The sequence below is a fragment of the Trinickia violacea genome, assembly GCF_005280735.1.
GTDB lineage: Bacteria > Pseudomonadota > Gammaproteobacteria > Burkholderiales > Burkholderiaceae > Trinickia_A > Trinickia_A violacea.
Genome location: NZ_CP040077.1, coordinates 2,063,283 through 2,084,000 on the forward strand (window position 1 = coordinate 2,063,283; position 20,718 = coordinate 2,084,000).

Annotated in this window: 20 protein-coding genes, 2 tRNA genes and 1 pseudogene; 12 read left to right on the top strand and 11 right to left on the bottom strand. The window is 63.4% G+C overall.

The window, feature by feature from the left end; genetic code table 11:
- Nucleotides 1-97: 97 nt before the first annotated feature.
- The 3 genes from FAZ95_RS40015 to FAZ95_RS09325 all read right to left on the bottom strand — a co-directional run bounded on the left by FAZ95_RS40015 (nt 98) and on the right by FAZ95_RS09325 (nt 2,165).
- Nucleotides 98-580: a hypothetical protein gene (locus tag FAZ95_RS40015; protein WP_254699862.1), complete on the bottom strand. Its 483-nt coding sequence runs from the start codon at nt 578-580 to the stop codon at nt 98-100.
- Nucleotides 581-679: 99 nt separating this feature from the next.
- The gene (locus FAZ95_RS09320; RefSeq protein ID WP_137332185.1) at nt 680-1,060 is read right to left on the bottom strand and encodes a TraR/DksA family transcriptional regulator; all 381 of its coding nucleotides are present in this window, start codon (nt 1,058-1,060) and stop codon (nt 680-682) included.
- A 253-nt stretch (nt 1,061-1,313) separates the two neighbouring features.
- Nucleotides 1,314-2,165, bottom strand: coding sequence for an alpha/beta hydrolase (locus FAZ95_RS09325; RefSeq protein ID WP_137332186.1), 852 nt, complete (start codon nt 2,163-2,165; stop codon nt 1,314-1,316).
- Here FAZ95_RS09325 and FAZ95_RS39255 point away from each other — a divergent pair.
- The 3 genes from FAZ95_RS39255 to FAZ95_RS09335 all read left to right on the top strand — a co-directional run bounded on the left by FAZ95_RS39255 (nt 2,101) and on the right by FAZ95_RS09335 (nt 5,022).
- Entirely contained in the window at nt 2,101-2,406 is a 306-nt protein-coding gene (locus FAZ95_RS39255; RefSeq protein WP_217497450.1) for a hypothetical protein, read from the top strand. The genes FAZ95_RS09325 and FAZ95_RS39255 overlap by 65 nt on opposite strands.
- 436 nt (nt 2,407-2,842) lie before the next feature.
- Nucleotides 2,843-3,190: an MTH938/NDUFAF3 family protein gene (locus FAZ95_RS09330; protein WP_137332187.1), complete on the top strand. Its 348-nt coding sequence runs from the start codon at nt 2,843-2,845 to the stop codon at nt 3,188-3,190.
- Nucleotides 3,191-3,423: 233 nt separating this feature from the next.
- Nucleotides 3,424-5,022 (top strand): SagB/ThcOx family dehydrogenase, encoded by a 1,599-nt coding sequence (locus tag FAZ95_RS09335; protein WP_137332188.1) that lies wholly within the window; start codon nt 3,424-3,426, stop codon nt 5,020-5,022.
- 142 nt (nt 5,023-5,164) lie between these two features.
- Here FAZ95_RS09335 and FAZ95_RS09340 read toward each other — a convergent pair whose 3' ends face one another.
- From FAZ95_RS09340 to FAZ95_RS09350, 3 genes are all read right to left on the bottom strand, one after another.
- Complete coding sequence (locus tag FAZ95_RS09340; protein ID WP_137334488.1) at nt 5,165-6,346, bottom strand: FIST signal transduction protein; 1,182 nt, start codon at nt 6,344-6,346, stop codon at nt 5,165-5,167.
- Between the two features lie 22 nt (nt 6,347-6,368).
- The gene (locus tag FAZ95_RS09345; RefSeq protein WP_254699864.1) at nt 6,369-6,719 is read right to left on the bottom strand and encodes a hypothetical protein; all 351 of its coding nucleotides are present in this window, start codon (nt 6,717-6,719) and stop codon (nt 6,369-6,371) included.
- An 84-nt stretch (nt 6,720-6,803) separates the two neighbouring features.
- Nucleotides 6,804-6,998, bottom strand: coding sequence for a hypothetical protein (locus tag FAZ95_RS09350; protein WP_137332189.1), 195 nt, complete (start codon nt 6,996-6,998; stop codon nt 6,804-6,806).
- Nucleotides 6,999-7,471: 473 nt separating this feature from the next.
- On the opposite strand from FAZ95_RS09350, the gene FAZ95_RS09355 reads away from it, so the two are divergent.
- Nucleotides 7,472-8,692: an RtcB family protein gene (locus FAZ95_RS09355; protein ID WP_137332190.1), complete on the top strand. Its 1,221-nt coding sequence runs from the start codon at nt 7,472-7,474 to the stop codon at nt 8,690-8,692.
- Between the two features lie 85 nt (nt 8,693-8,777).
- Here FAZ95_RS09355 and FAZ95_RS40875 read toward each other — a convergent pair.
- The 3 genes and pseudogenes from FAZ95_RS40875 to FAZ95_RS09370 form a co-directional block, all read right to left on the bottom strand.
- A pseudogene (locus FAZ95_RS40875) lies at nt 8,778-9,254 on the bottom strand (integrase arm-type DNA-binding domain-containing protein); the annotation flags it as partial.
- A tRNA-Leu gene (locus tag FAZ95_RS09365) sits at nt 9,245-9,329 on the bottom strand. The pseudogene FAZ95_RS40875 and the gene FAZ95_RS09365, both read right to left, overlap by 10 nt.
- A gap of 311 nt (nt 9,330-9,640) precedes the next feature.
- Nucleotides 9,641-9,725: transfer RNA gene (locus FAZ95_RS09370), tRNA-Leu, on the bottom strand.
- Nucleotides 9,726-9,951: 226 nt separating this feature from the next.
- Here FAZ95_RS09370 and rnr point away from each other — a divergent pair.
- From rnr to FAZ95_RS09390, 4 genes are all read left to right on the top strand, one after another.
- Nucleotides 9,952-12,405 carry a ribonuclease R gene (gene rnr / locus FAZ95_RS09375; protein ID WP_137332191.1) on the top strand — a complete coding sequence of 818 codons (2,454 nt, stop codon included), beginning with the start codon at nt 9,952-9,954 and terminating at the stop codon, nt 12,403-12,405.
- A 171-nt stretch (nt 12,406-12,576) separates the two neighbouring features.
- Nucleotides 12,577-13,335, top strand: coding sequence for a 23S rRNA (guanosine(2251)-2'-O)-methyltransferase RlmB (gene rlmB, locus FAZ95_RS09380; protein WP_137332192.1), 759 nt, complete (start codon nt 12,577-12,579; stop codon nt 13,333-13,335).
- A 62-nt stretch (nt 13,336-13,397) separates the two neighbouring features.
- On the top strand, nt 13,398-14,093 hold the full coding sequence (gene rpiA / locus FAZ95_RS09385; RefSeq protein ID WP_137332193.1) for a ribose-5-phosphate isomerase RpiA: 696 nt from the start codon (nt 13,398-13,400) through the stop codon (nt 14,091-14,093).
- Nucleotides 14,094-14,115: 22 nt separating this feature from the next.
- Nucleotides 14,116-14,352, top strand: coding sequence for a hypothetical protein (locus FAZ95_RS09390; RefSeq protein ID WP_137332194.1), 237 nt, complete (start codon nt 14,116-14,118; stop codon nt 14,350-14,352).
- A 74-nt stretch (nt 14,353-14,426) separates the two neighbouring features.
- On the opposite strand, the gene FAZ95_RS09395 is transcribed toward FAZ95_RS09390, so the two are convergent.
- Nucleotides 14,427-15,161, bottom strand: a complete 735-nt coding sequence (locus FAZ95_RS09395) for a Crp/Fnr family transcriptional regulator (RefSeq protein ID WP_137332195.1) — start codon at nt 15,159-15,161, stop codon at nt 14,427-14,429.
- A gap of 998 nt (nt 15,162-16,159) precedes the next feature.
- Here FAZ95_RS09395 and FAZ95_RS09400 point away from each other — a divergent pair.
- The 4 genes from FAZ95_RS09400 (at nt 16,160) to lepB (ending at nt 19,903) form a co-directional block, all read left to right on the top strand.
- On the top strand, nt 16,160-16,714 hold the full coding sequence (locus tag FAZ95_RS09400) for a GNAT family N-acetyltransferase (protein ID WP_137332196.1): 555 nt from the start codon (nt 16,160-16,162) through the stop codon (nt 16,712-16,714).
- A gap of 366 nt (nt 16,715-17,080) precedes the next feature.
- A complete protein-coding gene (locus FAZ95_RS09405; RefSeq protein ID WP_137334490.1) occupies nt 17,081-17,797 on the top strand; it encodes a FadR/GntR family transcriptional regulator in 717 nt (238 codons plus the stop codon).
- Between the two features lie 271 nt (nt 17,798-18,068).
- Nucleotides 18,069-19,058 carry a Gfo/Idh/MocA family protein gene (locus FAZ95_RS09410; protein WP_137332197.1) on the top strand — a complete coding sequence of 330 codons (990 nt, stop codon included), beginning with the start codon at nt 18,069-18,071 and terminating at the stop codon, nt 19,056-19,058.
- Nucleotides 19,059-19,204: 146 nt separating this feature from the next.
- Complete coding sequence (lepB, locus tag FAZ95_RS09415) at nt 19,205-19,903, top strand: signal peptidase I (RefSeq protein WP_137332198.1); 699 nt, start codon at nt 19,205-19,207, stop codon at nt 19,901-19,903.
- An 83-nt stretch (nt 19,904-19,986) separates the two neighbouring features.
- Here lepB and FAZ95_RS09420 read toward each other — a convergent pair whose 3' ends face one another.
- A complete protein-coding gene (locus tag FAZ95_RS09420) occupies nt 19,987-20,646 on the bottom strand; it encodes an amino acid ABC transporter permease (protein ID WP_137332199.1) in 660 nt (219 codons plus the stop codon).
- Nucleotides 20,647-20,718 lie beyond the last annotated feature (72 nt).

Sequence of the window (20,718 nt, forward strand, 5' to 3'; positions counted from 1 at the left end):
GCAAGCGGGAGGCGGTCAAAGGGACACGCTGCGCAAGGAACTGAAGGCCGAAAATCCCAACGAAGACCTGCCCACGGGGGGAGGCATCCGCACGCCATCAGCCGTGCGACTTGGTGCGGATGCCGCCCACGCCGACCTTGCCACGCCCGGTTTTTTTGCTATGCGTCCCAACACTAGGGCGCAGTTTCTTTCTGGAGTCAGCCGTGAACGTCACCTGATCTGCTGGGTAGTGAGCCACCCTGTGCAGCGCTGCTTGATATGCAAGGTGGTCCGGGTTGAGGGCAAGCTTGACGGCTTTCACAGCGTAGAATTTTTCACTGCCCTTGAATACGTCTCCCAGCGGAGCCGGCAACGTTTTGCGGCCCGGCACAGGGGCATTTCCGGATCCGAATTTCTTATCAACGTAGGCGAGGCTTCCGCGAAGGGCCTCGGTATTTGGCTCGTTGGAAAACAGGTGGGCGGTTTCGATCATGCTCTCGTCGTCGGCACGGGGAATCGCATAGCTCACGCCGTCGACCACGACATACGTGACCCTGCTGCCGCCTAGCTTGCGGTCATGATCTTTCAGTTCAACGGTCATGGCAGACACTCCCGAAAGAATACCGGACGCACGAATTCCTGCCGAAACTTAGCAAGAGCGTTTCCGCTAACAACGGAACGCGACACTGGGTGCCCGTAATCAGCGGGCGACGCGGTGTTGTTCGAACGCCGTCTGGCATGAAACGCAGCGGCCCGAGTAAGGCGCGGCGACAAGCCTCTCATAACCAATCGGGTCGCCGCAATCGACGCATGCCCCGTAGCGGCCGGCAACCATACGCGCCAGCGCCGCGTCGATCTGCTGCAGTTCGTCGAAATCGTGCCGTGCGAGCGCAGCACGCAACTCGTCGCGCGCCTTGCGCGATGCGGTCTCGTCGGGATGTGACTCGGGGCCGAGCACTTCGGGCGGCCGGGTACCGGCGACATCCCCATATTCGCCGTGCAGCGCAGCCAACAGCTCGCGCCGGCGCTCGCCGAGCCTTTGCTGCAGCAGCCCGAGTTCAGAACAGGTGAGGGTCGTCATGGACAGGTCCGATGTGTGCCGCCACGCCGCGGACAACGGGGGCATCGCGAAGGCGTTCCGTCACGTGCATATCCCGATGCGGCCAAAGCAAGCATGCACTCAGAGAACGGTTAGCGCAACGCGTCAGCGCCCGGTCAGCATCCTGAGGATTTTCTGCACGATGTGCTCATGCTGCTCCAGCGCCTCATCGAGCCTTCGCATCGAGGACGCAAAAGCGCTCACACTTGGACGGGACGGAGGGGGCTTTCATATTTCAGTGGGAAGGCGCGAGTAAGAAGCCGATCGCATCCCGCCACCAGGGATCGTCGACGCGGCCAATCCAGTCGTTATGTCCGGCCGTCTCTACGACCATCAGTTTTCTGGGATCGCCCAGCGCCATATAGAGCGCCTCGCCGAAGCGCGCGGGAACGATGCTGTCGCGTTGCGCCACCACGACGAGAACCGGCCGGCCGAACGAGGCCAAATGGGCCTCGCTGTCGTATCGGTCGCGCAGCAGCCACCTTACGGGTAGCCACGGGTAGTGGTAAGCGGCGACGTGCTCGAGTCGATCCCACGGCGTGATGAGCAGCAAGCCAGTAGCCTTGTCGCGTTCGCGCGAGCTTGCCGCGGCCGCTACGCCGGCCCCGAGCGATTCACCGATGAGTAGCAGCGGCGTGGCGTAGAGGCGATGCGCAAGTGCGATGGTCTGTTGGGCATCGGCGACTAGACTTTTCTCGCTCGGCGTGCCGTCGCGTGGCCCGTAGCCCGGATATTCGGCGAGGATCACGCGCAGTCCCAGCCGGGTAAGCACTGCGGCATAGAACGAACGGTGTCCGACGTGCCCTGCATTGCCATGGAAGACGATGACCGTGCCCCGCGCGGTTCCGGCCGGCTCAGCCACGAGGCCGCGGAACGCTTCGCGTATCGGCCAGGGGTGGAGTCCCTCGGAAACGACGCCCTCGATTGCAGCCTTCTCAGGAAAGTAGATAAGACGATCCAGCAAGACGGCGCCCCCTGTGAACAGGATCAGACACGCGCCGGTGAGCCGCAGCACTATCCTCGTGAATTTCCGCGCTTCGAGCCCGATCCATCCATTGTTTCCGCTGCGCACCAACTTAGCGTGCATTCGCCCCGTAGCAAGCCTAGCGCTGCTCGACGCGACCGACAACACCGACAGTGGTCAGACCTCGACTGATAGCGAGGCGATCATCTGCCTCGCCCTAGATCTGAAGCCGCACACGCGCTGGCGCGAGGCGCTTGGGCCCGCCGACTGGCTTCAACTGGAAGAGGGCGATCTCGTCCTGGTCGGCGATAACTCCATGCGAATCGATCTTCGTAGGGAGCAATTGATTGTCGCGCCTCGGTAGGAAGCAGGGCTCGTCTTCCAGATCGAAAAATTGTGCCGCATCAGTGAGGGGGTTGCGGCGTGCACATCACCGCTGCCGGCGGCCCGATCGTCACGACCGGCGACAGCGACGCGGACCGCATCGGATAGTCGGCACCGAACGCGGGCATCCGTTGCAAAGGTCCGGTGGATGATGGGCAGCTTGTGTTCGCTGTCGGCTACCACGGACCATGTCGCGCGCCTGGGGAGCAATCTCGCCGCAGGCAAGACGGCCCCATGTTCGCGGTGACGGCAACATCTACGCGGTCAGCGTTGGTCTCTGAGTCGCGGGCCGTGCGGCAAGCGGCGCGTGCTGCGCAACGTGGCGGCGGACCTATAATCGTTTTGCTGGCCAAGCGTCCGTAGGGCCCTGACGCAATGAGTCGAGGCCGGTGCACGAGCAGTGGAGGGGAGGCGGTATGCACTTCGATGCATTTTCCTTTGGTTACGTGCGTATAGATGGCGTGACCTATCGGCATGACGTAGTGATCGACGGCGGACAGGTTCGCAAGCGCAAGAAAAAACCATCCAAGGCGTTCCGCGAAACGTTCGGACATACACCGGTCTCGATCGCCGAGGCCATTCCCTGGAATTGCCAGCGCCTTGTGATTGGCACGGGCACCGGAGCATTGCCGGTGATGGAGGAGGTGGAAGAGGAGGCGGAGCGCCGGAAGGTCAAACTGGTTATCGTGCCGACCGAGGAGGCCATCGCCAGACTCAAGAAAGATGCAAAAGGCACCAACGCGATTCTGCACGTCACTTGCTAGGAGTGAGTGCGCCGGCATGTCGGTCGCCCGACTACGATGCGCCAGTTAGCAGCAGATAGCCTCGGAAACTCCATTTGAAGGGGGCACTCCCTGATCGTGCTCGCCGATAAACAGCTCGGCTCGCTCGCACAAGTGCGAGATGTGCCACGGTTTGCACCTGTCTTCCCCCGCCCAATTGGCGAGCCATCAGACCCGTGAGCCTTTGCAGGGGCAGGTATTTCGTGGCTGGAACCATGGACCGCTCAAGGCACGTGCTGCTTGAATATCACGAACGCAGCAAGCACCGCCTCGACTTCTACGCGCCCGGCCCCAGCCGGCTCGACTGGGCAGCACAGCCGGATCCGTTCCGCGTGTTTGATGGCACACCGCGAGTTGCGCTGCCGGTAGCCGCCGATATCCTGGTGACACGCTACAACGCACTGCGCCGCGGCGCTCTGCCGCCCGCGCACAATCTCGATCTTCACACGCTGGCCATCCTGTTCGAACTCTCGCTCGGCCTGTCGGCTTGGAAAGCCTATGGCGCACAGCGGTGGGCACTGCGCTGCAACCCTTCGAGCGGGAATCTGCATCCGACCGAGGGCTACCTTCTATGTCCGGCGCTGCCCGGCGTGCCCGCCGGCGTCTACCACTACTTGAGCCGAGACCATTCACTTGAACATCGCGCTGCAGTGGACGATCCGCGTTGGACCGAGGCGTTCCCGGAAGGTGGCGTCCTGGTCGGCTTCAGCTCTATCTATTGGCGCGAGGCGTGGAAATACGGCATGCGTGCCTGGCGCTACTGCCAGCACGACTGCGGCCATGCCATCGCCGCGGTGAGTTACGCAGCGGCCGCCCTCGGCTGGCAGACGCGGCTGGTGGAGGCCACTGCGGACGATATGGTGGCCCACTTGCTTGGATTGGACCGCAGCGAGGAATTCGGCGCGGCGGAATTGGAGGCGCCTGATGTCTTGCTTTGGATCGGCGATCCTGAAAGACGGCCGGATCTCGAGCGCATGCGGGCGGCTTTGGATCATGCACAGTGGTACGGTCGCGCGAATCAACTAAGCTCTGGACATGCGACGTGGTCGGATATTGATATGGTCCATCGCGCCACGCGCAAGCCCCATACCGCCGAACCGGCCTCGCGGAATCCGAAGCGGCACCCGTTGCCCGCGGCGCCCGCCCTCGATCTCACCTTTGCGCGGATCGCTCGGCAGCGCCGCAGCGCTGTGAACTTCGATGGTACGACGCATATTACCGACGTAGCGTTTTTCAGCATGCTGGCATGCTTGTCGGCATATCGTGATACGCCGCCGTGGAATGCGCTGATGTCACGTGCTCAAGTGCATCCTGTGCTAATGGTGCACCGCGTGAACGGCCTGGAGCCGGGCATGTACGTGCTCGTGCGGAACGGGGGCGCTCTCAGCGACCTCAAGCGGTCGATGCGTCCCGAATGGCTGTGGCTAAAGCGTGGACCAGATATTCTGCCGCTCTACTTTTTGCTGCCTTACGATTTGCGCGCCGCGGCAAAGTTGATCTGCTGCCACCAGGATATCGGCGCAGACTCCTGCTTTGCGTTGGGGATGCTCGCGAGATTCGAGATCGCCTTGAAGCAACCCTGGCGTTATCGCCATCTATTCTGGGAATGCGGAATGCTCGGCCAAGCGCTCTATCTCGAAGCCGAAGCCGCCGGCGTGCGCGCGACGGGGATTGGCTGTTACTTCGATGATGAAATGCACGCGCTGCTCGGCGTCAGGGATCACGTCTGGCAAAGCTTGTATCACTTCACCGTTGGTGGCCCGGTGGACGATCCGCGCCTGTCCACGTTTCCGCCATATGCGGTTCAGCGCTGAGACGAGAGGGCCACCGTCTCGCGAGCTATGCCGAATTCGACCCCCGTAAGCAGTGCCGTCGATCGAACGACGACGCTTCTCACATGAAGTTGGCATGAGTCTTCTTCGTGGCAGAGAAAAATACAGAACGCGGTTCGGGGTCTTAGTCCCGGCTCGTAAAGACGGTCAATATCCCCGTATAGCCGTAAAGGTGATTTCTTGCGATTTCGCCGCCGGCGAAGAATCCCACCAGCGGCACGTCGCCTAGCGCATTTCGCACCGTCTGCAACTCCGCATGCGGCGCTCCGAAGTGCGGGCCGCCCCGTCCCGAACAGCTGACATACAGGGCTCCCGACAGGTGTCCCGCCGTACCGGATTTCAGTTCGGCGCGGATTTCCGTCGCAATGCGCACCAGATCGGCGCGGGCGGCTTCGGCGTTGCGCGTGCAAAAGCTCAGATGCATACCGGGCTCGACCCTGTCCGCCACCGCCAAGACGCGGTGCTGGGGATCCACGCCAACCACGTGCCGCACGAGTGTGTCCGCGCCGAATCTTCCGGGCCCCTTTGGCACGTCCTCGGCGCCGACGCTCAAGCCCACCAGAGTGGTGGACAGCGCCTGCGACAAAGCATCGAATGGCAGATCCCGGTCGAGTCCAAGATCTTTCAACACGCAATCGAGCGCGGGCTCGCCATCCAGCGTGACCACCAGATTGCGTTCGGCCCGGGTAATCGTGCGCGCCGGCCCGATGGGCTGGCAGCCCTGCGTCATGCGTGAGATCAGGCCGACCTCCGGGCCGAAGAGCACGCCCGACAGGCCTCCGGTGAACACGCCGTCCGCGATGTGTAGCGGACGGTTCCGCGCCGAGGATAGTCCGCCGAATAGATAACCGCTGGTCGTGCGTGCGCTCAGCTCGTGTAGCAATTCCTGCAGGTCCGGCGTGCTGCCCTCAGCATGCACCAACGCGGTATAAGCCGCGAACCCAATGGATGTCGCCGGCAGCGGCTGTCGGCCAGAAAATAGCCGGAACGAGTCCCGGGGCAGCGGCGCCAGCATCAGCACCAGGGCCGGTTCGTCGATGTACTCGATACCGCTAGCCGCCACGCCGACACCGACCGTGCCGACCCAGGCGACGCCCGGCAGGGCCCGATGCAGTGCATCGAGGATCGCTTCGGACTCGGGTGCGTAATAGTCGCTCAGGTAGCACCAACCGAGCGTGAAGGGGGATTTCTCTGGCTGTGCCGCACGCGCCGCCATTTGGGCTTGAACTTGCCGCTGGCACTCGTCCAAGGCTACCCGCCAATCGGGGTGGGCCGCGTGAGCGTGGACAAACGAAGTGTGGGGCATGGCCGAGAAATGTGGATGGATCTCAGAGGTCACCCTCGTCAATCTCGAGGACGAAGGGCTCGGCTACGTCGACCGGACCAGAAGGGTCATAGTGAGCGCCTCGATGCTGCACGATTTCGCGAATTCGCGACGCAATCCTCGTTTGCTCTGGTGGGTTGCTGCGCTCGTAGCGGTCGATCGCGTTTGTATCGATGACGATGACGAAGGGCGCGTTGCGTCTCGGCGCGTCATCCGGTCCGACCACCTGCCATTCAACGACGACGTGGTTCGGCGCGCTCCCTTCAAGAAATTCGACGTCAGAGGGGAGTGCCTCGTGGAGCACAGTCTTGACCCATTCGGACTCGCGAGACATGGCGATCTCCTCAAGAATCATTCGGAAATCCTGGAGCCGCGGCAAGCTTGGGGGCACGATCAAGCCCGCAACACCATCGCGCGCGGGCTCATAGGGTTCGACGTGTCAGTGAATGCGCGCGAAGGTACGTAAGAGGGAATCTCCGTCCTGCGTAACACAAGGGAGTAGGGCACCGCTCGCGAGTTGCTCCATGGCGACCAGTTGGCGTTCGAGCAACGCGTCAAGCTCTTCCCGGTCGGCTATCTGGTCGGGGGCGTCCTTGACCAGCATTAATGTCGCGAATTCGTGGGGGCTGAGCATACCTGTCTCCTGGTAGTTCGAGTAGGTGCCGCGCCGGACACTGGCCTGTGGACCGTGCCCGCCCGGCTCCAGCACTCGCTTTCGGCGACGCATGACCGGCGGCGCATTGGGCTGCGATAGGCAGCGGGGAGTTGATGGTGGCGGAGGTTCGGGCGCCCGGCAATTCGGGTCGTCCCGTATATTGGGACCTGTTTGCCGCGGCGCACTCATCTGTGATGCAGAGCGGATCGGCTCCGTGTACGTCGACAATTCACGTGCACCGATTGACGACTCTGGAAGGAGCGACCCGGCACAGCGGCGCGAACCAATGGCTGATCCGATTGCACGGATGGCTGGCGATGAATCATAAGTCAGCGCTTGATGAAAACGCTCATGACCTGCAGGTTGTCGAAACGGAAAAACCGGCTCACGCTGACGTTGTACGCAGCGCACTGACAAGCGCCGATGAGTGAAGCTGACGAAGGGACAGAGACATGAGCCTGGTCGACTATCAGCTAATGGAAGTGACAGGTGGCAAGGTCGTGAAGATGTGGACACAGGGCGTCGCGATCGAGGAAGCGGCTCGCCGGCAACTGAGAAACACCGCCCGCATGCCGTTTGTGTTCAGGCACGTTGCCGTCATGCCGGACGCGCACGTGGGCAAAGGCTCGACGATCGGCAGCGTGATTCCGACACAAGGGGCGATCATCCCGGCGGCGGTGGGCGTCGATATTGGTTGCGGAATGATCGCGGTTCGCACGACGCTGACTGCCGCAGACCTGCCCGATTCGCTTTCCGGCGTGCGCGGCGCGATCGAGCGCGCTGTGCCGCACGGCGGTGCGCCGGGGCGACGAGACCCGGGTGCATGGTCGCGTCCGCCGCCGGCCGCCGACGACGCCTGGAAGCTGCTGGCGCCCGGGTTCCAGCGCATCGTCGACAAGTATCCCTCCCTCGCGTGCACGAACAACCGCGCACACGTGGGCACGCTCGGCTCCGGCAATCACTTCATCGAGGTATGTCTCGACGAAGATAACGGCGTCTGGTTCATGCTGCACAGCGGATCGCGTGGCGTGGGCAACGCGATCGGGAGCCTCTTCATCACGCTGGCCCAGGCCGACATGCGTCAACACCTCGCGAATCTGCCGGACAAAGACCTCGCGTACTTCAAGGAAGGCAGTCGGCACTTCGATGACTACGTGGAGGCTGTCGGCTGGGCACAGAGGTACGCGCGCTGCAACCGTGAGGTCATGATGAATGCCGTGATCGGCGCGGTGCGCGCGACTGTCGGCAAACCCTTCACCATCGACGAGCACGCGGTGAACTGCCACCACAATTACGTGCAGAAGGAACGGCACTTCGGCGCCGACATGTACGTAACGCGTAAAGGGGCGCTGTCGGCGCGAGCCGGCGAGCTTGGCATCATTCCCGGTTCGATGGGCGCGAAGAGCTTTATCGTTCGTGGGCTCGGCAATGAAGAGAGCTTCTGCTCGTGCAGTCACGGCGCCGGGCGCGCGATGAGCCGGACCGAGGCCAAACGTCGCTTCACCGTCCAGGATCAAATCAGCGCGACGTTGCATGTCGAATGCCGAAAGGATGCAGGTGTCGTTGATGAAATTCCGATGGCCTACAAGGACATCGACGCGGTGATGGCCGCGCAGCGGAGCTTGGTCGAGGTGGTATATACGCTGCGGCAGGTGGTTTGTGTGAAGGGTTAGGTCGTGATCGGTTTGAGACTACCGTATAAATCTGCACGGCGTACGTCACGATGCCACCGACATACTGGCGTGCTTTGGTCGCGATGTTGGGGGCGTGGGAGGCGATCGCTTCGAGTACGGGTTTGACTTCTGGTGTGGCAAGCGTCGAAATGGGTTTGTTGCGGAGTGCGGGAGTCAGGTATTCGCGCACGACAAACTCCGCTTTCCGGTAGGTTTCGTCCGCCCATTCCTTGCGCTTGAAGTCGAGCCAGCGCTGGGCCACGAGATGGAAGGAGGCGCTTTCGGCCACGCGTTTGCGGGCGATGGACTCGGCCCGGCGGTATGCGACCGGATCGATGCCTTCGCGTACAAGATTGCGTGCGGTAGTGGCCGACCGTCTCGCATCAACGAGCGTGACATCGGGGTAAGGGCCGAGACTGAGGAAGTTTTCCTTGCCGGTGCCCGGTCGTCGATGTCTGCGGATCGCAAGGGAATTGCGAAGAACAAAAAACCCCGTAAGACTTTGATCTTCGGGGTTTCTCGGACTTCTGCGGCTTACGCCAGAACTGCTTGTGGTGCCCAGGAGAGGACTCGAACCTCCACGGAGTTACCCGCTAGTACCTGAAACTAGTGCGTCTACCAATTCCGCCACCTGGGCTTGCTTCAAGCTAGACCGCTATTGTAACGAGATGGCGGATAGTGTCAATTGGAAAGTGAATCATTGACGAAGAGGGGGTGAGGCTCGCACAAAGTGCGCAGGCACTTGCTTTTCTCGACCGGAAATGAATAAGGCCGACTTGCGTCGGCCTTATTTTGAATCTTGGTGCCCAAGAGAGGACTCGGTCACACGGGCGCGACCCCGGCTGCGCTTGCAAGCGCAGCCTTTCGAGTCCCCACGCAAAGTGCGCAGGCACTTTGCTTCTTGGGCTAGAAATGAAAAAGGCCAGCTTACGCTGACCTTTTTAAATTTGGTGCCCAAGAGAGGACTCGAACCTCCACGGAGTTACCCGCTAGTACCTGAAACTAGTGCGTCTACCAATTCCGCCACCTGGGCAGGTGCGTGTGCTGCAAAGACCGTAATTATAGCGAGCCTTGGGAGGCTGTCAAGCATTTTGATCGGCTTCGATGGGCCGCCGCCGCAGTGCCTTGCGGCGCTCGCGGCGGGGCTGGTCGGCCGCACGGCGGGTGTTAGAATGGCCCGCACCGCCCGCCAGCCCGCTCAAGTCAACGACCAGCGATCCGCGATCCGACCGAGACGAGTACAAATCATCGACAAGCCCTTGAGCAAATATCCTTATCCGATCCCAAGCCGGGAAGAAATTCTCGGCGTGCTGCGCACCAGCGAATCGCCGCTAGCCGCAAACGACATTGCCGAAACGCTGTCGATCAAACGCCAGGAACGCGAAGGATTTTTCAAGCGTCTGGCCGCCATGGAACGCGACGGCCAGATCCGCCTCGACAAGCGCGGCTACTATCAGTTGACCCATCCGTCGAACTTTGTCGCAGGCCGCGTGCAAGGCCACCGCGACGGCTTCGGCTTCGTCATTCGCGACGACGGCCAGGACGACTTGTTCCTGCCCAACACCGAGATGCAGAAGGTCATGCACAACGACCGCGTGCTCGCGCGCATCGTCGGCTATGACCGGCGCGGGCGGCCGGAAGGGCACGTCGTGGAGGTCACCGATCGCGCGAACAAGCGGGTCATCGGCCGGCTCTTGAACGAGAACGGCGCGCTGATCGTCGCGCCCGAGGACAAGCGCATCGGTCACGACATCCTGATCACGCAGAACACGAAGAAGGCGAAGGTCGGGCAGGTGGTCGTCGTCGATCTGACGGATTTCCCGAGCCGCCATTCGCAGCCGCTCGGACGTGTGGCCGAAGTGCTCGGCGACATCGACGACCCCGGCATGGAAATCGAAATCGCCGTGCGCAAGTACGGCGTGCCGCACGAGTTCAGCGATGCCGCGCTCCAACAGGCGGCGAAGCTGCCCAGCGAGGTGCGCCCGGCTGACGTTCGTCATCGCGTCGATTTGCGCGACGTGCCGCTCGTCACGATCGACGGCGAGGACGCCCGCGATTTCGACGATGCCGTCTATTGCGAGCCGATCAAGGTCGGCCGCGGCGATGGCTTCCGCCTGATCGTCGCGATCGCCGACGTCTCCTACTACGTCCAGCCGGACGACGGCCTCGACGTCGACGCGCTCGAGCGCAGCACGTCGGTCTATTTCCCGCGCCGCGTGATTCCGATGCTGCCGGAGAAGCTGTCGAACGGGCTGTGCTCGCTCAATCCGCAGGTCGACCGTTGCGTGCTCGTGTGCGACATGGTCATCACCGCGCGCGGCGAGATCAAGGCTTACCAGTTCTACCCGGGCGTGATGCATTCGGCGGCGCGTCTCACGTACACCGAAGTCGCGGCGGTGCTGGCGAACACGAAGGGTCCGGAGGCGGTGCGCCGCGCGGCGCTGCTGCCGCAGCTGCAAGACCTCTACGGCGTCTACAAGTCGCTGTTCGCCGCGCGTCAGAAGCGCGGCGCGATCGACTTCGACACGACCGAGACCTACATCGTCTGCAACGCGCAGGGCAAGATCGAGCAGATCGTGCCGCGCCAGCGCAACGACGCGCACAAGCTGATCGAGGAGTGCATGTTGGCGGCGAACGTCTGCGCGGCCGACTTCATGAAGCGCAACAAGCACCCGGGCCTGTACCGCGTGCACGCCGGACCGACGGCGGAGAAGCTCGAAAACCTGCGCACGTTCCTGCGCGGCATGGGCCTGACGCTCGGCGGCGGCGACACGCCGCACGCGAGCGACTACGCCGCCTTGATGGCGCAGATCCGCGACCGGCCCGACGCGCAGATGCTGCAGACGATGCTGCTGCGCTCGATGCAGCAGGCGGTCTACAGCCCGGACAACATCGGCCACTTCGGTCTCGCGTACGACGCCTACGCGCACTTCACGAGTCCGATCCGCCGCTATCCCGACCTGCTCACGCACCGCGCGATCTACGCGATCCTGTCGGGCCGCAAGTACCAGCCGGAAACGCCGCACGGCGTCGCGCTCAACACGTCGATTTCGCCGCGCGCCCGCGCGATGCAGCAGGCCGACGACGAATCGCGCGGCCGCTCGCGCTCGAACACGGCGATCTGGGAAGAGCTCGGGCTCCATTGCTCGGCGAACGAGCGGCGCGCCGATGAAGCGTCGCGCGACGTCGAAGCGTGGCTCAAGTGCTACTTCATGCGCGACAAGCTCGGCGAAGAGTACGGCGGGATGGTGAGCGGCGTGACGTCGTTCGGCATCTTCGTGCAGCTCGACGCGCTCTTTATCGAGGGCCTCGTGCACGTCACGGAGCTCGGCTCCGATTACTTCCAGTACGACGAGGTCAAGAACGAATTGCGCGGCGAGCGCACCGGAATCCGCTATCGGCTGTCGGACCGCGTGCGCGTGCAGGTGAGCCGCGTCGATCTCGACGCGCGCAAGATCGACTTCCGTCTCGTGCGCGATACGCCGGTCAAGGCGCCTGCGGGCCGTCCGGCGCTCGCCGACAAATCGATGCTCGATGGCGAAGCAGGGCCGCGCGTTCGTCCGCTGGCCGCCGTGGACGGCACGCACCGCAAGAAGGCCGCGCCCGCAAAGCCGGCGGCCGTGAAGGAAGCGCGGGCTTCGCGCAGCGGAGCGCCGAAGAAACGCGCGGCGTCGAAGTCGGCGTCGAAAACCCGCTCGCGCAAGAAGTATTGATACAACGCGTGCCGCGCGCCGCTCGATGGCACGCGGCGCCCCATCGCGCCGCATGGCGGGCCGTCCGGCCTCGCTGTGCGGCGCCTTTCATTGTGTTACGCGCGATGCTCGTGCGGCCGCTGCGGCCCGTTCTTCATCGTCGCGCTCGTTCAAGCAAAGGTTGTTTCAGTCATGGCACGTCACAAGGTTCTATACGGTTTTCACGCAGTGACCGCGCGTATGCGGCACGACGCGTCGACGGTCGAGGAAGTGTTTTACGACGCGACGCGGCGCGATCGCCGCATGCAGGACTTCCTGCAGGCCGCCAAGGAGGCGGGCGTGCGACTGATCGCAGCCGACGAGACGCGCCTGTGGGGACTCGCGCGGACCGAGCGCCACCAAGGCGTCGTCGCGCTCGCGGGCGACCTGCCGCTCGCGCAGAACCTCGCGGAACTGCTCGACGGAATCAACGGCCCCGCGCTCCTGCTCGTGCTCGATGGCGTCACCGATCCGCACAACCTGGGCGCCTGCCTGCGGGTTGCCGATGCGGCGGGCGCGCATGCGGTGATCGCGCCGCGCGACCGCTCCGCCGGCTTGAACGCGACGGCTGCGAAAGTGGCGAGCGGCGCGGCCGACACGGTGCCGTACATCACTGTGACGAACCTGGCGCGCGCGCTGCGCGAGTTGAAGGACGCGGGCGTGTGGGTCGTGGGGACAGCGGGCGAGGCGACGGCGAGCCTCTACGAGACCAAGCTCGACGGCTCGGTGGCGCTCGTGATGGGCGCGGAAGGCGAGGGCATGCGCCGTCTCACGCGCGATACGTGCGACGAAGTCATGCACATTCCGATGGCGGGGACGGTGGAGAGCCTCAACGTATCGGTGGCGAGCGGGGTGTGTTTGTTCGAAGCGGTGAGGCAGCGCAACGCGCTCAAGGCCGGCGCCAAGGCTTAGTCATTTCCGTCGGCCCGACTCCGGTAAACTTCCCCTTTTTGCAAGCCTTTCCTCCTCAAGTCATGACTCAAGACGAACTCAAGCAACTGGTCGGCCAAGCTGCCGCCGACTACGTGAACGCCCATGTCGCCGAAGGCGCCGTAATCGGCGTCGGCACGGGATCGACGGCGAACTGTTTCATCGACGCGCTCGCCGCCGCCAAAGGCCGCTACCGCGGCGCGGTGTCGAGCTCGGTCGCGACGACCGCGCGCCTCGAGAAGCACGGCATCAAGGTGTTCGATCTGAACGACATCGAATCGCTGCCCGTGTACGTCGACGGCGCCGACGAAATCGATCATGGCGGCGCGATGATCAAGGGCGGCGGCGGCGCGCTCACGCGCGAGAAGATCGTGGCGTCGGTGTCGGATGTGTTCGTCTGCATCGCGGACGCGACGAAGCGCGTCGACGTGCTCGGCAAGTTCCCGCTGCCGATCGAAGTGGTGCCGATGGCGCGCACCGCGATCGGCCGGCGCGTGACGGCCGCGGGCGGCGTGCCGGTGCTGCGCGTGAAGCTGGACGGCTCGCCCTACATCACCGACAACGGCAACGAGATCATCGACGTCAAAGGCATGCAAATCACCGATCCGCGCGCGCTCGAAGCGGCCGTGAACGCGTGGCCCGGCGTGGTGACGGTGGGCCTCTTCGCCGCCCGCGGCGCGGACCTCTGCCTGCTCGGCACCGACACGGGTGTCGAAACGATCGAATACCCGAAGCGCTGAGCCGGACCGAGGACACAACACGATGCAAGCCGAACTGCGCCACGCGCTCGACACCGCGTATGAAGGGATGAAGCGCAGCGATCCTTCCCCCACGGCATTTGCGAGCCACTACGCGCTTTGCCTCGGCATCATCATCGGCGGTCAGGCGTGCGACGGCATGAGCGATGAGGAAGCCGCGAGCGAGCGCGCTCACCTTGCGATGCTCGCCGCGCTCTACGAAATCGGCGAGCGCGTGCGCAGCGATATCAGCGAACCATAAACAGCGAACACCAGGTAGCGAACCATAACTAGCAAGCAACGGAGCGCGAGCCGCGGGCGCGCGCTTCGTGACGATCAGCTCACGGTATCCGTTTGATGCAAGGCCGGCAGCAGGCGGTCGAATTCGCGCTTGACGAGGCTATAGCATTCGCACGCGCGCGTTTCCAGGCCCTTGCGATCGAGCACCTTGATGTGGCCGCGGCTGTGATGAATCAAGCCCAGATCATGCAGCTTGCCGGCCGCTTCGGTGATGCCTTCGCGGCGCACGCCGAGCATGTCGGCGATGAGCTGCTGCGTCACGGCCAGCTCGTTGGTGGCCGCGCGATCGATCTCGATCAGGAGCCAGCGGCAGAGCTGCTTGGACAGCGAGTGATGGCGGTTGCACGCGGCGGTCTGGGCGACCTGCGTGAGCAGCGCTTGCATGTAAAGCAGCATCAGGCGGCGCAGGAAGTCCGAGCGCGCGAATTCCTGCCGCAAGCGTTGTGCGCTCATCCGGTAGGCGAAGCCCGCGCATTGCACCTGCACGCGGCTCGGCATCGTTTCTCCCCCCGTAAGCACCTGGACGCCGGTCATGCCTTCGCGTCCCACGGCTGCGAGTTCGACGGAGCCCCCGTCTTCCATCATCGCCAGGATCGAGATGATGGCGGTCGTCGGAAAGTAGACGTGGTGAATCTTGTGGCCGCAGTCGCACAACAATTGCTCGGTGCGCAAGTGAACCAGTTCGAGATGGGGCGTCAAGGCTTGCCATTCGTTCGATGGCAACGCCCCAAGCAAATGGTTGCCATGCAGGTCGGATTGTAGGGTCAACATAATCGGTCCTCGGTGGAAGCTGTGCTGTACACGCCTCGTGTTCTGGTCCCTTCACGGCCTCTGTCGATCATCGGACTTGCAAGCCTTTCGACAGGATTGCCGCGCTTTCTTGTGGCCTCGCGCTCTCTCGCGGTGGCGACCGTCTGTGCGGTTGCGCTCTGTGCGCCATCCTTCAGCGAGGATCGTGCCAAGCCCCTGAAAAGCCCGTTTTGATGGGGGGTTGCCGTTGTTGCGACGCGGCTCGGGCACCAGTCGGTCCGTTTTTGTTTCAAAACTGCAAAATGCGGCGGTGCGCTGGCGCGCGCAGCCGGGTGGTCGCGTTTGAATGTGCTGCGTCCAGGCGGGACGGGGCTTTAGGCGGTACGCGCCAAGCATCCGGCCAGCGGCGCCAGCCCGACGATTCGGCCGCGTCGGCGGCGGATGGCGCCCCGGCCTGATCTGCCGAAATTGATTCAGATGTGTTGCATTGAGGGCGGACTTTGCTGCGCTGCAACCAATGGTCTGCGCATTCGCCGTGCCTGACGGGACAAGGGCGCGCGCCGAAATGGTTGCAAATTCGAACGATGAATAGGTGCGCCGACAACTCTGCAACAGAGGACACCGAGGGGTCCGAAAACGTCACGGCCTTTGTAATAAGTTAAGCGTGCCGCGAATGACTCATTGTTGAGACAGGACCGATTTGCGCGTAAGGCGGCTGTTATCGTCATATCAGTGCCGCAATCCTATGATCGATCGTGAGCGGTGTCGTGGCCGTGCCAACATTCGAAAACCCTCGTGTCGGTTTGGGCCGAACATCGCGGGCGTCGCCTCCGTTCAAGCACCCGGCGTGAATTGATAAGTACTGGAAAATAATCGGCTAAAGGAAGATTGCGTAGGATAGCCCTGGATTCGTAGGCTGAAATCGGTAAATTGGGTGCGATTGCGCACGGTGAGCGCTGGTTTCACGACGTACCGTGCAACCATGAAAATTCGTCTTACTTTCGTGGTGGACGCCGGCGATGAACTGGGCAACGCTGACCTTCGATCAACTGAGCGCGCGCGAACTGTATCTGATCCTGCGCGCACGCAGTGCCGTTTTCGTCGTCGAGGCGTCGTGCGTGCATCTCGATGCGGACGGTTTCGACGAAGCGGCGTTGCACGTTTTCGCGCATGAAGACATGACGCGTCCGATGCCGATTCTCGCGTATGCGCGCATTCGTCCGGGCGAGATCGAACATCAGGAAGTGTGGATCGACAAGATTCTGACGTGCCCATCGCTTCGCGGCGACGGAACCGCCTACGCGCTCGTCGATCATGTGATGCACGTGGTCGACGCGCGTTGGCCGCGGCACAGGGTGAGGGCGTTCGCGCCGGCGGCGCAGCGTCCGCTCTATGAAAGATTCGGGTTTCGCAGGGCGCTCGAGACCGGCGCCAAGTGCGGCACGCCACTCACCGCGTTCGTGCGCGGCGGGCCGTACGGCTTCGCGGAGCCAATCGAGGTGCACGAGGTGCGCCGTGGCCGCGCGGAGTCGGGGTGTTACGCGGCGGCGGCGGGGCCATTCGGTACGCGCTGAAGCCCGCTGTCCAGCGAGCTGGCGCTATATAAAGAAGTAACGGGGGTAATTAGGGGTACGCGATCGACGCATCGACGTCATTGGCTTGGGCCGTGCGCCGATGAGCCGCGATGTGTGCGGTCGCGTACGTTTGGGCGTCGCTCATTTTCTACAATGTCCTATGGTACTCACCGGTTTGAAGATACGGGCCGACACGGTTTTTTGCAGTGCAACCATGTTCGGCTGCGCTTTTGTCAGACGGATAAACCCTGACAGGTTTTTCCCAACTGGCATATTCAATTTGGCCGCAGCACCGTATTGGATAGACAACAGGGCACGCGAGGGCGCGAAATGAATCAGGCGTCGGACGGCGCATCGGGGGGTGTCATGGAGCAGGGCAAGGACCGCTCACTGGTCAGCAAGGTGATGGACGGGCTCGTCACGGGCATTGTCGAAGAAAAATACGGGGCGATTCTTCCGCCGCAGGACGTGCTGTCGAAAGAGTTCGACGTGAGCCGCACGGTGATGCGCGAAGCGCTGTCGATGCTGCTCGCGCGCCACATGCTGGACGTGCGGCCGAAAGTCGGCACGCGCATCCGCTCGATGCGCGACTGGCGCATGATCGACGAGGATGTCGTGAACTGGCGCTTTCGCGCGAAGCCCGACCCGGTCTTCATGCGCGACGTGATCGAGTTCCGCATGCTGATCGAGCCGCGCGCGGCGGCCCAGGCGGCGGCGCGCGCGAGCGTGTCGGAAGTGGCCGGCATCCGCGAGGCGTTCGACGTGTTTAAAACGATCGCGCCCGGCGAACCCGGTTATGAAGCGGCCGACGAATTGCTGCATACCCGCATCGTGCACGCGAGCGGCAACCAGTTCTTCCAGCAGATGGCGGCGATCATTCGCGGCGCGCTGACCACGGTGAACCCGATGGTCAACCAGAAGCCGGGCGCCTGGGAGATCTCCGTGCGCACGCATGCGCGCATGGTCGAGGCAATCGAGCGGCGCGATCCGAAAGAGGCCGAAGCGGCGGCGCTGGCGTTGATCGACTTCACCGCGGACGAAATCGGCCGCGAGTTCTCGATCGAGATGCCCGGCCGCAAGTAAGCCGCGCGTGCTGTCTGGCGCCTGCCGATGCAGGGCGCCGCCCGAGCGTGTCCTGCGGTCGGGTTTTTCCCATTCCTTTCTTTACACTCGCCGCTAGCGCAAACGTTTGCGCGTGGATTGCCTTCCACTGGCCGAGCCGCTTCCCGATCTTCCTCAAGTTCGCCGCCGTCCGCGCGTCTCGATAGCGAGCCGCTTATCATTACGGCGATTGCACGCGCGGGCGCATACGCTGCGCGACTCTTGAAACCGACCTCTGTCACCCCGTTCCTCAATGAATCACGACACGAACAGCAGTGAAACCGTCCGCTGGGGCGTTTTGGGCGCGGGCAATATCGCGCGCCGCTTCGGGCTCGGCCTCGGGCACGTGCCGAATGCACAGATAACGCATGTCTGGTCGCGCCGCGCGTCGACGACCGGCGCCTACGCGCAGCAGTTCGGCGCCGGCGCGTGCGCGAGCCTCGATGCGCTGCTCGCGAGCGACGTCGACGCCATCTACATCGCCACGCTGCACGACAGTCACGCCGACTATGCGCTTGCGGCGCTCGCCGCAGGCAAGCATGTGCTGTGCGAAAAGCCGGCGACGATCAACGCGCGGCAGCTCGAACGCGTGCTCGCAGCGGCGCGCGACGCGAAGCGCCTTTTCATGGAAGCGATGAAGCCGCCGTTCTATCCGCTCTACCGCAAGCTGCGCGAGCATCTGGCGAGCGACCCGATCGGCGAGGTCGGCCTCGTGCGCGCGGGTTGCGCGATGGCGAACGTGCCCGCGGACCATCCGGCGTTTTCGTTCGAGCACACGGGCGGCGCGCTGCTCGATATCGGCATCTACGAGGCGTTTCTTGCCGTGGACTGGCTCGGCGCGCCGCTCGACGTGCAGACGATCGGCCGCCTGGGCTCAACGGGCGTCGATACGTTCGCGAGCCTCAACTGCCGGCACGAACGCGGCATCGCACAGCTCTTTTGCGGACTGGACCTGCAAGGCAAGGGCGATGCGCTGTTGGCCGGCACGCTCGGCTGCGTGACGATCCACGAGAACTGGTGGAACCCGGTGCGCGCGACGGTTCGCTACGTCGACGGCCGCGTCGTCGAACTCGAGGCGCCGTTCGAAGGCGGCGGTCTCAACTATGAGACGGCGCACTTCTGCGACCTGATCCGCGCGGGTGTGCTCGAGAGCCCGGTGATGACGCACGCGAAGTCGCTGCAGATGATCTCGATGATGGACTCGGCGCGCGCGACGCTCGGGCTCAAGTACGCCGGCGAGTGAGGACGCATCGGCACGCCCAGTCGTGGCTGCTGGCGCGACGGGCCCGGTGCTATGATGACCGCCTCTTACGCCGCGCCCGGGCCTCCGTTGCTTGCTTGGGTCTTGTGTGCGGCAAGCTTTCGAATTCCTTCAATGGAGCCGCAGCGATGCGCATGGTGGGCAAACTCTGGCGCGACAACAAGAGCCTGATCGCGTTTATCTTTTTGATGGTGCTGTTTCGCAGCGCGATCGCCGATTGGAACGTCGTGCCGAGCGGCTCGATGCTGCCGACGATACGCGAGGGCGACCGCATCCTCGTCGACAAGATGGCCTACGATCTGCGCGTGCCGTTTACGCACGTGGCGCTGGTCCATCTCGGCGATCCGCAACGCGGCGATATCGTGACGATCGATTCGTCGGCCGCGCATGAGTTGCTCGTGAAGCGCGTGATCGGCGTGCCGGGAGACCGCATCGCGCTGCGCGAGAACGTGCTCTATGTGAACGGCGTGCGGGCCGATTACCAGCCGCTTGCATCGGCGCCGATGGCCGACGAGCCGGCCGCGCCCGCCGAATATCTGACGGAGCGTTTCGACGGCGTCGCGCATACCGTGCGACTTTCGGAGATCGCGCCGAGCCCGCGCAGCACGTTCGGCCCCGTTATCGTGCCGCCCGGCGAGTATCTGATGCTCGGCGACAATCGCGACGACAGCGCCGATTCGCGCTACTTCGGCTTTTTCCCGCGCAGCGAAGTGATGGGGCGCACGCGCCGCGTCGCGTACTCGCTCGATCCGGATCGCGATTACCTGCCGCGTATGAGTCGCTTCGGCTCGCTCCTCGATATGCCGGCACCGCTGGCGGCGCGCTAAGCGTCTGATCGTCAGCGCGTAACGCTGCGGACGTCGGCTAACGTGAATTCAGCCTCCGTCCGCACGCATCGCGCTACGCGCATTCAATGCCGCGACGGCAATGCAAGCCGCCGCTCATACCGGTGCTGCACCCACTCGAGCACCTGGCACAGCACCCAATAGACGGCCGCCGCCGCGAGATAGAGCGGCAAAGGCTGATAGGTCGTCGCGATGATTTCCTGCGCGCTGCGCAGCAGCTCGGTCACGGTGATGACGGACACCAGTGACGTGTCCTTGATCAAGCTGATCAGACTGTTCGACAAGCTCGGCACGGCGATACGCAATGCTTGCGGACCGATCACGAAGCGCAGCGTCTGACGACGCGACAAGCCTAGGCTATAGGCCGCGAGCCACTGTCCGCGATGGATGCCGTTAATCGCGCCGCGCATGCTTTCCGATAGATAAGCGGCGACATTCGCCGAGAGCGCGAGGACGCCGGCCGGCGTCGGATCGAGGGAGATCCCGAGGCTCGGCAAGCCGTAATAAATGACGAAGATCTGCACGAGAAGCGGTGTGCCGCGCATCAGGCTCACGTAGACGCGCGCGATCCAATTGAGGGGTTTGCTGTGGCTGACGCCCATCAGCGCCAGCACGACAGCCGCGACGAGCCCGAAGATCATCGACAGCACCGCGAACTTGACGGTCAGGACGGCACCCTGCGCAAGCACCGGCATCGATTGGACGAGCAGGGAAGTGGTGGACATGTTTTTCGAATTTCTAACGCGCCGAAGAAACCAACGATACGAATGAAGCGAAACGAGCGCACATCATAAACC

Excerpts from the sequence above, each read along its gene's own strand:
- FAZ95_RS40015 (WP_254699862.1), bottom strand. The coding sequence starts at position 580 with ATGACCGTTGAACTGAAAGATCATGACCGCAAGCTAGGCGGCAGCAGG.
- FAZ95_RS09320 (WP_137332185.1), bottom strand. The coding sequence starts at position 1,060 with ATGACGACCCTCACCTGTTCTGAACTCGGGCTGCTGCAGCAAAGGCTC.
- FAZ95_RS09325 (WP_137332186.1), bottom strand. The coding sequence starts at position 2,165 with ATGCACGCTAAGTTGGTGCGCAGCGGAAACAATGGATGGATCGGGCTC.
- FAZ95_RS09330 (WP_137332187.1), top strand. The coding sequence starts at position 2,843 with ATGCACTTCGATGCATTTTCCTTTGGTTACGTGCGTATAGATGGCGTG.
- FAZ95_RS09335 (WP_137332188.1), top strand. The coding sequence starts at position 3,424 with ATGGACCGCTCAAGGCACGTGCTGCTTGAATATCACGAACGCAGCAAG.
- FAZ95_RS09340 (WP_137334488.1), bottom strand. The coding sequence starts at position 6,346 with ATGCCCCACACTTCGTTTGTCCACGCTCACGCGGCCCACCCCGATTGG.
- FAZ95_RS09345 (WP_254699864.1), bottom strand. The coding sequence starts at position 6,719 with ATGATTCTTGAGGAGATCGCCATGTCTCGCGAGTCCGAATGGGTCAAG.
- FAZ95_RS09350 (WP_137332189.1), bottom strand. The coding sequence starts at position 6,998 with ATGCTCAGCCCCCACGAATTCGCGACATTAATGCTGGTCAAGGACGCC.
- FAZ95_RS09355 (WP_137332190.1), top strand. The coding sequence starts at position 7,472 with ATGAGCCTGGTCGACTATCAGCTAATGGAAGTGACAGGTGGCAAGGTC.
- rlmB (WP_137332192.1), top strand. The coding sequence starts at position 12,577 with ATGGCACGTCACAAGGTTCTATACGGTTTTCACGCAGTGACCGCGCGT.
- rpiA (WP_137332193.1), top strand. The coding sequence starts at position 13,398 with ATGACTCAAGACGAACTCAAGCAACTGGTCGGCCAAGCTGCCGCCGAC.
- FAZ95_RS09390 (WP_137332194.1), top strand. The coding sequence starts at position 14,116 with ATGCAAGCCGAACTGCGCCACGCGCTCGACACCGCGTATGAAGGGATG.
- FAZ95_RS09395 (WP_137332195.1), bottom strand. The coding sequence starts at position 15,161 with ATGTTGACCCTACAATCCGACCTGCATGGCAACCATTTGCTTGGGGCG.
- FAZ95_RS09400 (WP_137332196.1), top strand. The coding sequence starts at position 16,160 with ATGAACTGGGCAACGCTGACCTTCGATCAACTGAGCGCGCGCGAACTG.
- FAZ95_RS09405 (WP_137334490.1), top strand. The coding sequence starts at position 17,081 with ATGGAGCAGGGCAAGGACCGCTCACTGGTCAGCAAGGTGATGGACGGG.
- FAZ95_RS09410 (WP_137332197.1), top strand. The coding sequence starts at position 18,069 with ATGAATCACGACACGAACAGCAGTGAAACCGTCCGCTGGGGCGTTTTG.
- lepB (WP_137332198.1), top strand. The coding sequence starts at position 19,205 with ATGCGCATGGTGGGCAAACTCTGGCGCGACAACAAGAGCCTGATCGCG.
- FAZ95_RS09420 (WP_137332199.1), bottom strand. The coding sequence starts at position 20,646 with ATGTCCACCACTTCCCTGCTCGTCCAATCGATGCCGGTGCTTGCGCAG.